Source organism: Mesorhizobium sp. C120A, assembly GCF_030323105.1.
Taxonomy (GTDB): Bacteria; Pseudomonadota; Alphaproteobacteria; order Rhizobiales; family Rhizobiaceae; genus Mesorhizobium.
Genome location: NZ_CP100476.1, coordinates 1376004 through 1388919 on the forward strand (window position 1 = coordinate 1376004; position 12916 = coordinate 1388919).

At 62.9% G+C, this 12916-nt stretch carries 11 protein-coding genes; 4 read left to right on the plus strand and 7 right to left on the minus strand.

The genetic code is table 11. The features are described 5' to 3' along the window. Positions 1-15 precede the first annotated feature (15 nt). Entirely contained in the window at positions 16-1218 is a 1203-nt protein-coding gene (locus NL532_RS06810; protein ID WP_023670067.1) for an aromatic ring-hydroxylating oxygenase subunit alpha, read from the minus strand. 503 nt (positions 1219-1721) lie between these two features. Here NL532_RS06810 and NL532_RS06815 point away from each other — a divergent pair. Further along, the gene (locus tag NL532_RS06815) at positions 1722-2102 is read left to right on the plus strand and encodes a hypothetical protein (RefSeq protein WP_023670066.1); all 381 of its coding nucleotides are present in this window, start codon (positions 1722-1724) and stop codon (positions 2100-2102) included. 235 nt (positions 2103-2337) lie between these two features. On the opposite strand, the gene NL532_RS06820 is transcribed toward NL532_RS06815, so the two are convergent. Then, positions 2338-4428, minus strand: a complete 2091-nt coding sequence (locus tag NL532_RS06820; protein WP_023670065.1) for a hybrid sensor histidine kinase/response regulator — start codon at positions 4426-4428, stop codon at positions 2338-2340. Between the two features lie 222 nt (positions 4429-4650). After that, a complete protein-coding gene (locus tag NL532_RS06825) occupies positions 4651-5379 on the minus strand; it encodes a response regulator (protein WP_023670064.1) in 729 nt (242 codons plus the stop codon). 94 nt (positions 5380-5473) lie between these two features. On the opposite strand from NL532_RS06825, the gene NL532_RS06830 reads away from it, so the two are divergent. Further along, positions 5474-6178, plus strand: coding sequence for a response regulator transcription factor (locus NL532_RS06830; RefSeq protein WP_023670063.1), 705 nt, complete (start codon positions 5474-5476; stop codon positions 6176-6178). Between the two features lie 71 nt (positions 6179-6249). Here the strand turns inward: NL532_RS06830 and NL532_RS06835 are convergent, their stop codons facing one another. Together NL532_RS06835 and NL532_RS06840 are read right to left on the minus strand one after the other, a co-directional pair. Then, a complete protein-coding gene (locus NL532_RS06835; RefSeq protein ID WP_023670062.1) occupies positions 6250-6420 on the minus strand; it encodes a hypothetical protein in 171 nt (56 codons plus the stop codon). A 33-nt stretch (positions 6421-6453) separates the two neighbouring features. After that, positions 6454-6786: a hypothetical protein gene (locus tag NL532_RS06840; protein WP_023670061.1), complete on the minus strand. Its 333-nt coding sequence runs from the start codon at positions 6784-6786 to the stop codon at positions 6454-6456. 331 nt (positions 6787-7117) lie between these two features. On the opposite strand from NL532_RS06840, the gene NL532_RS06845 reads away from it, so the two are divergent. Further along, complete coding sequence (locus NL532_RS06845) at positions 7118-7579, plus strand: L,D-transpeptidase (protein WP_023683946.1); 462 nt, start codon at positions 7118-7120, stop codon at positions 7577-7579. Between the two features lie 164 nt (positions 7580-7743). Here NL532_RS06845 and NL532_RS06850 read toward each other — a convergent pair whose 3' ends face one another. After that, positions 7744-10827, minus strand: a complete 3084-nt coding sequence (locus NL532_RS06850) for an efflux RND transporter permease subunit (protein WP_023696405.1) — start codon at positions 10825-10827, stop codon at positions 7744-7746. Continuing rightward, on the minus strand, positions 10824-12128 hold the full coding sequence (locus NL532_RS06855; RefSeq protein ID WP_023670058.1) for an efflux RND transporter periplasmic adaptor subunit: 1305 nt from the start codon (positions 12126-12128) through the stop codon (positions 10824-10826). Before NL532_RS06855 ends, NL532_RS06850 begins: the two co-directional genes overlap by 4 nt. Positions 12129-12277: 149 nt before the next feature. Here NL532_RS06855 and NL532_RS06860 point away from each other — a divergent pair, with 149 nt between their 5' ends. Further along, positions 12278-12814, plus strand: coding sequence for a TetR/AcrR family transcriptional regulator (locus NL532_RS06860; protein WP_023670057.1), 537 nt, complete (start codon positions 12278-12280; stop codon positions 12812-12814). Positions 12815-12916 lie beyond the last annotated feature (102 nt).

Sequence of the window (12916 nt, forward strand, 5' to 3'; positions counted from 1 at the left end):
CTGGCAGTTCCGCCCCTACACCTGCGAGCGCATAGCCTCATTGAGGTTCCACATGTCCTTCTCCTCCGGCGCCGTCTCCAGGCCCAGCACCGGGATCTGCTTGCGCAGATGGTCGTGGTGGGTGCGCACACCGTATTCGAGGTCGGAGAGATAAAAACCCTCGAAGGCCTCCGAGATCATGGACTCGTTTGACCAGACGGAAAGCTGCACGTCCTCGTTCATGGTGTCCCGGTCGATGCGGTAGGCGAGATAGCGGGCGGCCGCCTGTTCCCGGGTCTCGTCGGGGTAGCGGTAGATGGCGCCGCGCAGCAGCGTCTCGCCGGTCGACAGCGGGAACTCCTGATAGAACTGCACCGATTCCGGCATGATCGACAGCGCGTTGTTGGGGAAGATGCCGTAATAGATCCAGGCCCTGCGCAGATGCTCCGGCAGGTGTGAGGCATCGGGCGTGAGCTTGATGTATTCGCGCACGCTCCAGCGCCGGCCGGCATGCGGATTGTAGGTGGCAAACGAGCGCGACACGCCGTCGATGAACGGCTCGTCGAAATAGGTCGAGCCGTAGAGATCCTGCAGCGCCGGATGCGCCATGGCAACGTGGTAGCCTTCATTGTCGACGTCGCGCACCGACTTCCAGTTGACCGGCGTCTTCTGTGTCCAGATGCCCCAGGACGGCACCATCTCGGTCACATTGTAGTGTGCCATCTCGGCCTCGATCGGCTTCAACAGTTCGGCCACCGAAGGCTGCGGGCCGCCCTTGCGAAAGCGGACAAAGATGAAGCCCATCCATATCTCGAGGTTGAGCGGCATCAGGCCGAATTCGGTCTTGTCGAGCTCGGGGAAGGAGCGCGGCCGGGCGGCGCCGCGCAGCGTGCCGTCGAGATTGTAGACCCAGCCATGGAACGGGCAGACCAGCGCGTTCTTGCAGGTGCCCTGGCTGTCGGCGACGACGCGGCTGCCGCGATGCCGGCACATGTTGTTGAAGGCGCGCACGATGCCGTCCTTGCCGCGCACGATGAGCGCCCGCTCGCCGACCACGTCCATAGTCAGATAGTCGCCGGCATTCGGCACGTCGCAGACATGGCCGGCGATCTGCCAATGGTTCCGGAAGACGTATTCCTTCTCAAGTTCGAGAAGCGCGTCGGAGTGATAACTCCAGCCCGGCAGACCCCGCCGGTCCCAATCATTGGGGATCGCCACGTCACGGAGATGCGGGTTCATAAAAAAGCTCTTCTTTTATTGAATACTCATTCAATAAAACCATATTTTACATTGAAATGCAATGGCTTGTAGAAATCACAACTTTTCAAGTCGGCACAACAGGACCAGCTGAAAGCCAGAAAATCCCGGAATATCCGGGCGTTAACCGGGGGCGTGAAATAGCTGTCCGGCATGCGGATTTGGCCGTGCCGAGCTTGCAAACACGGCCCGCTCCGAGACGAAAATACCTGGCGTCCGCAAATTCGATCCGCAGTGTGAGCTTGTTCATAGTGCGGCCGACAGGAAGCGGGCTTGGTGCGTTCGCGGCCCGCCTGTCGTCAACATTTGATTGCCCGGATGAAACAGCTTCGCAAACGCATCTTGCCGTCGGCACATGACCGGATCTGTCCGGATATGCCCGAATTTCTTGTTTCAAACCTGTTACGCGGGCAAGCCAAGCGCATCATTCGCCCGTTACCAGGCGCGCTTAGGTTCGTTTCATAAGAAAACGAAGGGGAGCAGCAATGCATACGAAAGTCGAGATCACTAGCAACGAACGACGCGCCAAACTGGCACTGCGTCAGCGCGCCAGCGACCATCCGGTTGCGATGTTCTCCATGCTGGGCGCCTGCGCTCTGGCCGTCATGTTCCTGACACCGGCTTCCGGTCCGGCTTTTGCTTCGCTCAACCCGCCGGCCAATGTTGTCCAGGGCGCGCCGACCACCATCAAGACCGCCCGGCTGCCGGAGCCGGAAATCGATTTTGCCTGCCAGGGTCAGGCCTGGGGCGCCGAGAGCGCGGAGTGCCTGCGCGTCATCGCCGCCCAGTCCGGCGTGCACAAGGCGCGTTCCGTCCGCATGATCGCCAACGCAGCGCCGCTGACCACGACACCCAACGTTTTCTGAACCTCCCGAGCGCTTCCTCCCGCGCTCGTTCTTGGCTCCCGCCGCTTCCCTCGGTCGGGAGCCTCTTTTTTAGGGCCTATCGATATTCGGGTGAGGCCGGCCTGCGCATGGAGGTTCCCTGCGCTTCCGGTGCTCGCGTACTTCAAGTACGCTCCGCTCCGGTTCTCGGGAACCACCATTCTCGACTCGGCCTGACCCGAATCTCGATAGACCCTACATGGGTGCTTCCGAAAACTTAGCCGGCGGCGGCGACCTGGTCGGCTATTGCCGAGAGTACGCCGCGGACGTCCAGCGTCGAGAACGGCTTTTCCAGGATTTGCGGGCGCTGCGGCGCCGGCAAGGCTTCGATCTCGGCCTTGGCGCCGATCAGGTCGCCGGTGACCAGCACGAAGCGTTTGGCCAGCGCCAGGTTGTCGGCGAGCAATTCGCGGTAGATGGCAATGCCGCTGGTGCCGGGCATGCGCAAGTCGGAAAAGACGATGTCTGGCGGCATGTGGCCGGTCAAGGTCGCCGCCGCCGACGTCCAGGCCGGCACGACCCGCGACTTGATACCCATCAGTTCCAGGATGTCGGAGAGGGAGCCGGCGACGTCGGGTTCGTCGTCGATGATCAGCGCATGGCGCAAGCCGCTGGAACGAGCCGGGCTGTCGCCGGCTGCTGCCGCGCCGCCGGTGATTACCGGCAGCTGGACGACGAAGCGCGCGCCACGCGGCAGCACCTCCTCGAACCAGATATTGCCGTTGTGGCGCTCGACGATCGATTTCGAGATCGACAGGCCGATGCCGGTGCCGACGCCGACCGGCTTGGTGGTGAAATAGGATTCGAAGATGCGGCTGCGGATCGCCTCGGGAATGCCCGGTCCGTTGTCCTCGACCGAAAACCCGGGGTTGCCGCGATCGCTGCGGAATGTCCGCACCTTGATCAGGCGGTCGCCGCCGATACCGGCCAGAGCGTGTTGGCTGTTGATCAGGAAATTGGCGGCCACCTGCGTGACGTGGTCGGCATCGGCCATCGCCAGCAGCGGGCCGGGCGCGAAATCGGTGTCGATGATGATGCCGCTCGAGCGTGCGCCATAGGCGGTTACTTCGAGTGCGGCGCGGATCACCTGGTTGAGATCGGTCTCGGCCTGCGCCGCCGGGTGCAGGCGCACCATCGACAGGAAGCTTTTGACGATGCGGCCGCAGCGCTCGGCAGCGGCGCGCACTTTCTCGGCGCGAACCTTGGTCTGCGGGTCGGTGGCGAATTCATGCAGCAGCGTCGACTGCGCAACGACCACGGCGAGCGGGTTGTTGAGCTCGTGCGAAACACCGGCCAGCAGTGAACCCATCGCCGCCATCTTCTCGTTCTGGTGCAGTTTTTCGCGCTGGCGGTTGATCTCTTCTTCGGCGCGCAGCTTATCGCGCAGATCGCGGATCGAACCGAAGATGAGCTGACGGTCAGCCACCCGCATCTCGGTCGCCGTCAATTCGATGGGAAACACCTCGCCGGCCGCATTCTGTGTCACGGTCTCAAGCCGTTGGCCAACCATCGGCGCGCCGCGGCCAGACATGTATTCGGCGCCCGAGACATAGCCCTTGCGGTAATATTCCGGCACCACGGTATCGAGCAGGTCCTTGCCGAGGATGTCGCTGCGCTGATAGCCGAACATCTTTTCGGCGGCCGGATTGAATTCGATGATCGAGCCGGTCTCGTCGATGACGATGATGGCGTCGAGCGACGCCTGCAGCATGGTGCGGCGGATGACTTCGCTGGCATGGGCGTCGGACGGCGAGTGCTCGATGGCGTCGCCGATGGCGAGCGCGATGATGTGCATCGTCGCCTCTTCCTCTTCGGTCCATTCGCGCTCGTTTAGGCAGTCATTGACCGCGAACGTGCCCCACAGATGACCGTGCGCGAACACCGATACCGACAGGAACGACTTGATGTGCTGCTTTTCGAAATCGGCCCTGAGGAACCCGTCGAGATCGCGCGTATGGCCGGCGAAGATCTTGCCTTGCCGCTCGTCCTCTCCAATCCGCTCCAGCAGCGGATCGGTATCGACGATCGACTGCATGATCACCGTCGGCGAAGCCAGTTCGCCGCCGAAGCGAGGATCGATCCAGTAGGCGGCGACCGATTGGGCGAAGCCCTGGCCGGGCAATTCGCGCAGCCTGAACAGGATGCCGCGCTGGCAATTCATGGCGCTGCAGAGCGTTTCGAGGATGGTTTCCATCTCGCGCTGCCAGTCGCCGGCATCGCGCAACCGGCGGACGACGCGCACAGCCGCCATCGCGGCGCTCTGGCGAGCGCCTTGCGGGTCCATACGTGGTGCTGGTTCAGCGGTCATGTCAGCCATCAGTAAAGGGCCGTCGAATTAGGCAGCTATGGAGCATTTCACGAAAAAGGTGAAACGCTCCATGTTTCAATGCAATCCCGAACGGAAATCGCTACGCACTGTTCCTGGAATTGCTAGAGCGTTTCACCGTTTCACGGAAACGGAGAAGCCTCTATCTCTTTGTTTTTACGCAATTCCGGGCGGAAAACCGCGTACACTTTTCCTGTAATTGCTCTAGTGCCCGTCACCGGTCGGCAGCGAGAAGATATAGCCTTCGCCGCGCACTGTGCGCAAAAATTTCGGATTGGCCGGATCGGTTTCGATCTTCTTGCGCAGCCGCATGATGCGAATGTCGACGGCGCGCGACGATTCAGGATCCTCAACAAAACCAATCGCCTCGGAGATCGCCGATCGCGTCAACAGCCGGTTGGCGCGGGTCAGGAAAACCTCCAGCACATCGAACTCGCTCTTGGCCATGTCGATGACGGCGCCGTTGGCGCCGGTGACAAGCCTGCCGTCGAGGTCGGCCTGGAACGGGCCGAAGGTCAGGCGGCGGCCGCCATCGGCTTGTGTCTTCGCCGCCTGGGGCGGGCTCGGCTGCGGAACGCGGCGCAGCACGCTGCGCACACGAGCCAGCACCTCACGCAACTCGTAGGGCTTGACGATGTAGTCGTCGGCGCCAAGCTCCAGCCCGACAATGCGGTCGAGTGCGGTGCCGGCAGCCGTGGCATAGATGATGCCGACCGGTATTTTCGAGCGCAGCCAGCGGCCGAGCGACAGTCCGTCCTCGCCCGGCATGGCGATGTCGAGAATGGCCAAATGAAACGATTCCGTCTCCAGCAAGGCGCGCGCCTCGGCCGCGCTTCCGGCCTGGGTCACATCGTAGCCGTTGGCGCCGAGATACTCGGCGACCGCGTCCCGGAGATCGGGCTCGTCCTCGACGATGACAATCCGTGCCCGCACTATGGCCTCGCTCCCGCTTTCAGCGGAAAGTAGATTGGGTATAAACATGATGTCCAGCACTCATATCCGGTTGCGGGGGAACGGGAAGAAAAACATGGCTGCACGATCCGTCATCGCGCTGGTTTCCGTCGCCGATGTGGTGGCCGGCGATCTTGCCGATCATCTCGACCGGCGCGGCCATGACGTGCGCGAGGCGCGGCAGCCCTGGGAAGCTGAATCCCTGCTTTCGGCCGGAGGCATCGATATCGTCATCGTCGGCGACAGCCTCAGCCAGGCGGAAGGGCGGGACCTGCTCAGGCGTTATGGCGGCGGCCAGAGCGCGGACGGGAAGGCGGGGCCGGATTTCATCCTGATCTGCCGGCCGGCCGATCTGGTCGACAAGGTGCTGGCGCTCGAGCTTGGCGCCGCAGATGTCGTCGAAAGTCCGCTCAATGTCAGGGAGCTTGCCGCGCGCATCGGCGGCCTGCTGACGCGGCGCGGCAGGTCCGCCCAGGAACTGATCGTGCTGGAAAATGCCACCGTCGATTTGCGGTCGGCCATCGTCATGCACCGTTCGGGTACGGAAGAACAGCTGTCGCCGGGCCAGGTGGCGCTGCTCAGGCTGTTTCTGGCCAGCCCGCGCAAGGTGCTGACGCGCGACGACATCATTGCGGCGGCGCCCGCCGAAAATGCCGATGCCTTCGACCGCTCGATCGATTCGCGCATCGTGCGGCTGCGCCGCAAGCTCGACACCGAAACCATCACAACTATACGCGGCGCAGGCTACCGGTTCGACCCGCCGACGCAGCGCGCCGACTGAGGGTCGGGAGGCTGGATTGTTCCTCGGCTCGCCCAAAAAAGCTGCGCAATCTCGGGCGCCATGCATAGGCGTCAGCGCACCACCAGAAGCGATGGTCCCGACGGCAATTCGCTGGCGACTACGATTTCGCTGGCGGCATGCGCGCGGTCCTTCAGGAGAACCGTGGCGAGACCGGCAAAGCCGAGCAGGCCTTGTGCATAGAGCAGTACCGAAAGCACGGAGGCTGCAGATTTCGTCTTCATCGGTTGTCCCCAAAAATCAGAACCGCGGGTGCTTCAGGATAAACCCGAAGTGCCCGCGTCGCCCACGGAGCCCCCCGTTGCGACGCGGGCCTTCGGTCCTCTCGGCAGCAAGTTGCCGGAGGGGCCGCGCATCCACTTCAACCCGAGGCCGACCCGCCAGAGGGCCCTGAGACGGTTGATGCGCAGACTGGAGACAATCCAGACCAAGGCTATGAACAGCGCGGCATGCAGCGTCGAAATCTCACCCGAATTCATCACCGCCAGTTTCGTCATCGGGGTGCCGGCTACTGTGCCGATGCCGCCGACGACAAATGCGGCGATGCTTATCCTGAAGAGCCAGGACAGGGTGGTCGATTTGATGCTCATTTTCGTTGGCGCCGGCTGTTCTCGTTGGGATGACTGTGCCGCGAGCCTGTAACCAGATCATGCCGCCCAGGCCGCGCTTTGTTGCAAGTCGGTTTCGAGCGAAGCCAATCTTCTTTCATATAAGGACATCAGCACTTTCGTTTGGGGGCGCGGTGCGTGATCGGGAGTGCGCAGCGAAGGCGGAGCACGCTTCCCTTGTCCACCTTGCTTGTTAACCAGAGGAAACAGATTCGAAACACAAACGAGCCTCAGCGAAGTCAGTCTGAAACATGGCGCGGGGATAAGGCGGCCACCGAATTGACGCCGGCAGGACCGGCAAAGAGGAGCCATCATGTACAAAGCCATTTCCGCCAAACTCATCAACGTCACCGCCGCAGCCGGCGGCGCCGCGCTTCTGCTTGGCACCGCCAACAGCACCGCCCATGCCGCGGCAAACCAGATCGTGGCGCGTGTTTCGCTGTCGCAGCAGACCATGGAAGTGCTGGTCGATGGCCGGCCGACTTTCGCCTGGAAGGTCTCGACCGGCGACAGTGCGCATGTCACGCCGACCGGCTCGTTCAAGCCGACCCGCATGCACGAGATGTGGCATTCGAAGAAATACGACAACGCGCCGATGCCGCATTCGGTCTTCTTCAGCGGCGGCTACGCCGTGCATGCGACCAACGCCATCAAGCGGCTGGGACGGCCGGCGTCGCATGGCTGCGTGCGGCTGCATCCCGACAATGCCGCCGACTTCTACCAGTTGGTCGAAACCTTCGGCCCGACCAACACCAGCATCGTCATCGTCAAGTAGCAGACTGCGTTTGGAGCGATGGTGCAGCGCAGCCGGCCAGGTCATGCCGCACCGCAAGTTCCCGCCTGAAGCTCCATCAGAGCTTCGCGGTAAATCAATCCAGTCAAAAAAGAGGCCGGAAATTTCCGGCCTCTTTTCGTTTGTTCGCTAACGCCGTTCGCAGCTCAGTCCGCGTGCACCGGCATCAGCTTCGGGTCTGGCTTTTCGGCGTGGTGCGGCAGGTCCTTGCTGGCGATGAAGGTGTAGAACATCGGCACCACGAACAGGGTGAACATGGTTCCGACCAGGATGCCGGTGAAGATCACGAGGCCCATCGAATAGCGCGCCGCCGCACCAGCACCACTGGACACGATCAGCGGCACGACGCCGAGCGCCATCGCCGCTGTCGTCATCAGGATCGGCCGCAAGCGCACCTTGGCCGAGGCGACGATCGCATCGCGCCGCCTCATGCCATGCAGCTCGCGCTGCTGGTTGGCGAACTCGACCAGAAGAATGCCATGCTTGGTGATCAGACCTATCAGTGTGATCAGGCCGACCTGCGTGTAGATATTGAGCGTTCCAAGCCCCAGATTGAGCGGCACGATGGCGCCAAAGATCGACAGTGGCACCGCCATCATGATGATCAGCGGGTCGCGGAAGCTTTCGAACTGCGCCGCCAGCACCAGATAGATGACGATTACGGCGGCTGCGAACGCGATAAGGATCGTGTTGCCCTGCTCCTTCTCCTGCCGGGACTGGCCGGAATAATCGATGAAGAAGGTATCGGGCAGGCTCTCCTTGGCAAGGTTCTCCAGGGTCTGCAGCCCGTCGCCCGTGGTGACGCCGGGAAGCGGCAGCGCTGATATCGTCGCCGAGTTCAGCTGGTTGAACTGCTCGATCGCGGCCGGCGCGGCGTTGGTCGAAATCTTCACCACCGCTGAAAGCGGCACCATTTCGCCGGTCACGCTACGCACGAAATATTCGCCGAGCTTCTCGGGATTGTCGCGGAATTCCTTCGGCACCTGCGGGATGATGTCGTAGCTGTTGGAGTCGCGGTCGAACTGAGCCACTTCGGCGCCGCCGACCAGCAGCGTCAGCGTCTGGCCGATGTCGGCGATCGGCAGGTTGAGAGCCGCCGCGCGGTCGCGGTCGATGGTCACCGTCACCTGCGGAGCGTCAAAGGACATCGAGTTTTGCACGACGATGAAGCGGCCGGAGGCCTGCGCCTTGTTCTTAATCTGCTCGGCCGCCTCGTAGACCTCGGCGGAACCACCGGTCGAGCGCACCACCATGGAGATCGGCAGGCCGCCGCCGGAGCCCGGCAGCGTCGGCGGCGCGAAGACGAAGGCCTCGACGCCGGCCACCTTGCCGAGGCGTCCCTGGATATCGGCTTGAAGCTCCTTTGAGTTGCGCTGGCGCTCGGCCCAATCCTTGAAGGCGAAGCCGACAAAGGCGCCGTTGGTGGCGCCGCCAAAGGCAACGGCGGAGAATTGCGCCCTGGTTTCGGGAATGTCCTTCACCAGGCCGAGGATCTGGTTGACGTAGGTCTCGGTGTAGTCCGAGGTCGCGTAGCGCGGTGCCGTCACGATAGACAAGAGGAAGCCCTGGTCCTCTTCCGGCGCCAGTTCGCTCGAGGTCTTGGTGAACATGAAGCCGGTGAGCGCAACCAGCGCCACGACCATCAGCAGCGTCACCGGTCGATTTCTCAAGGAGGCGGTGACCGCCCGCTCATAGACATGCTCGACACGGCTGAAGGTTCCGTCGACGACGCGCTGGAAGCGACTGTGCGATCCCGCCTTGAGCAGACGCGCCGCCATCATCGGCGTGATGGTGACGGCTATGAGGCCGGACAGCACCACCGAACCGGCGAGCGTCACCGCGAACTCGCGGAACAGCGCGCCGGTCAGGCCGCCGGTGAAGGCCAGCGGCGCGAACACGGCGGCGAGCGTGATGGTCATGGCCACGATGGCGGAGAAAATCTCGCGCATGCCGTTGAAGGCCGCCTGCATCGGCGACATGTGGTCCTCCTCCATGTGGCGATGAATGTTCTCCACCACCACGATAGCGTCGTCGACGACAAGGCCGATGGCCAGCACCATGGCCAGCAGCGACAGAAGGTTGATCGAATAGCCGACCGCAAACAAAAGAAAGCAGACGCCGACCAGCGACAGCGGGATGGTCACGATCGGCATCATCACCGAGCGGAATGAGCCGAGGAACAACAGGATGACCACGACGACGATGGCGACGGCTTCGGCGATGGTCTTGAACACTTCATCGATCGAGGCGCTGATCTGTTCGGTGGAATCGTAGACGATTTCGATGGTCATGCCTTTCGGCAGCGTCTCTTGAATCAAAGGCACGATCTTGTGGATCGCCTCCGCCGTTGTCAGCGGGTTGGCGGCCGGCGTCGGGAAGATGGCGAGGAAGGTGCCGGGCTTGCCATTGAAGCTCACCCTCGTGTCGGTGCTCTCGGCGGCAAGCTCGACTCGCGCCACGTCGCGCAAGCGCACCACCTGGCCGTCCGTCGAGCGCAGCGGAAGCTCGGCAAAGGCCTCAGGCGTCTGCAGCGTCGAGCGAACCGTGATCGAGGAGACGACATATTCGTTCTCGGTGTTGCCGGGCGCCGACAGGAAGTTGGAGTTGTTGATCGCCGCCAGCACTTCGGCGGCGGTGACGCCACGCGCAGCAAGCTTGACCGGGTCGATCCAGACCCGCATCGAATATTCCTCGGCGCCGAAGATCTGCACGTCGGCGACACCTTCGACCGTCGACATGCGGGGCCGCACGACGCGCTCGATATATTCGGTGAGCTGCTCCTTGCTCATGTTCGGATTCTGCATCGAGATGTACATCATCGCGAACTCTTGGCCGGTGCCCTTGACGATGACCGGGTCCTTGGATGCATCCGGCAAGGTGCCGCGTACGCCCTGCACCTTCGACAGGACCTCGGTGAGCGCGACATCCGGATTGGAGCCGAGCTTCATCTGGACGACCACAGTGCTCGAAGACGGCCGGCTGGACGAGGTGACGTAGTCGATGTTCTCGGTCGAGGCGACGGCCCGCGCGATCGGGGCGGAGATAAAGCCCTGGATCAGGTCGGCGCTGGCGCCGGGATAGGCGGTGGTGATGGTGATCGCCGTCTCGTCAACCTTGGGATACTGCCGGATCGACAGGTTGAAGATGCCCTGGAAACCCAGGAGCAGGATCATGCAGGCGAGGACGGTGGAGAGGACCGGCCGGCGAATGAAGATGTCGGAAAAGTTCATTGCTGAGCCTGCTGGTTAGCCGACTTGCTGGGGTCAATGGTGTTGTCGACAGCGACGGACATGCCGTTGAAGAGACGGTTCTGACCGGCGGTGACGACCTCGTCACCGGCCTTGATGCCCTCGATGATCTCGACCATGCCGTCGTTGCGGCGGCCGGGCTTCACGAACACCTGCGACAGCACGAGCGCCGGCTTTTCCGGTTCTGCCGCGGGCTTCGCGGGGTCGACAGCCGGCTTGTCCGCGGGCTTCGCCGCGGCGTCTTCGGCAGCCGGTTTCGCGTCTGCCGGCTTTGCATCTGCCGCCGGCTTTGCTGCGTCGGCCCCCGCGGCAGGCTTTTCCTCGGGTTTCGCGGCTGGGGCGCCTTCCGCCGGCTTCGCCGGAACGACGACGAAGACGAAGTCGCCATAGAGGCTCGACGTCAATGCCGTCTGCGGCAAGGACAGAATGTTTTTCTCCTGCGGCAGCTCGACGCGAACCTGGACGAACTGGCCGGGCGTCAGCTTGCCGTCAGGGTTGGCGACCTCGCCGCGGACGGACACCAGGCGGCTTGAAGCGTCGATCTTGGGATCGATGCCGCGAATGGAGCCGGCAAACGGCATGTCGGCGCCGCCGCCGGTGCCGCCGAGGCCGAGCCGCACCGCCTGGCCTATCTTGAGCAGCGGCAGCTGCTGTTCGGGTACCGAGAAATCGACCCGCATGGTGTCCAGATCCTGCAAGGTCACCACTGCGTTGCCGGGCGAGAGATATTGGCCGAGGTCGATCTTGGGGATGCCCACGGTGCCGGCGAACGGCGCCGTCAGCTGCTTCTGATCGAGCACGGCCTGCAGCTTGTTGACCTGCGCGGCGGAGGCCGATGCAGCGGCTTGAGCGGTGTCGAGCGTGGCATCCGTTCCGACGCCGCGCCGCTGCAGCTCCAGCGCGCGTTCGAGCGCCGTCTTGTCGGACACGGACTGCGCCTTGGCCGCGACCAGATCCGCGCGTTCGACGGCATCGTCGAGCTGCAGCAGGACCGAATCGACCGGCACCTTCTGGTTGGCATGGAAAAGGATGTCCTTGACGATGCCGCTGGTCTCGACGGTAAGGTCGACACCGCGCACGGCGCGTACCGTGCCGATCGCCTCGACGCCCGGCGTCCAGTCGGAAGGCTTGACGACAACCGTCGATACGGTCGTCGCCGGCGGCTTCATGGTGGCGAAATACTGTTTGATAGCGTTGTCGCGGAACAGGTTGAAGCCGACAACGCCGACGCACACCAGAGCGAGCAGAAGCAGAATTGCGGTGATAGAGATGAAGCGCTTCACGAACTGTCCCCTCGGCCGATGTCCGGCAAAATAGCCGAATAGCGGGACACTTATCGACGCCAGGTCCCGATTACAAATGACGGCGAACTTACTGTACCGTCTGGACGGTCTTGTCAATTCCGCCTAGGCTGGTGTGGGGGAAGGGATCGATGAAGACCCAAAGGGCAAATTCGCGCGACAAGATACTCGCCGCCGCCGCCGATGTCGCACGCGAGACCGGTCCCGGCAGCCTGTCGCTTGACGCCGTCGCCAGCCGCGCCGGCGTGTCGAAAGGCGGCCTGTTATATAACTTTCCGACCAAGGCCAAACTGATGCAGGGCCTGGTGGAGAATTACCTGCGCGCGTTCGAGCTGGCGCTGGAATCGGGCCGTGTCGCCGGCGCCAGCGGCGAGAGCCTGCTCGCCACCTATATCCGGCTCTCGGCGGATGATTGCGAGGAGCCGAAGCCGACGGCTTCGTGGATATTCTCGGCGATCGCCGAGGATCCGGATTTCCTGACGCCGATAAAAGCCTTCAAGTCGCAGCTGCTGCAGCGGCTGAAGAGCGAGACGCCGGACCTGAAGACGCTGCTGGTCTGCTTTCTGGCCATCGAAGGGCTGCGCAGCATGAACCTCTTCGATTCCGACGTGCTGTCCGCCGACGAACGCCACTTGCTGGTATCGGCCCTGCTGGAGATTGCAGGATAGCTCAGGGCGTCGCGTCGAAGAAGCGATACGGGCCGGGCGGAAAGGACGGTTGGTGAGCGGCATGGCATAGGCACGCATCACGACATCGGCGATTTCAAGCTA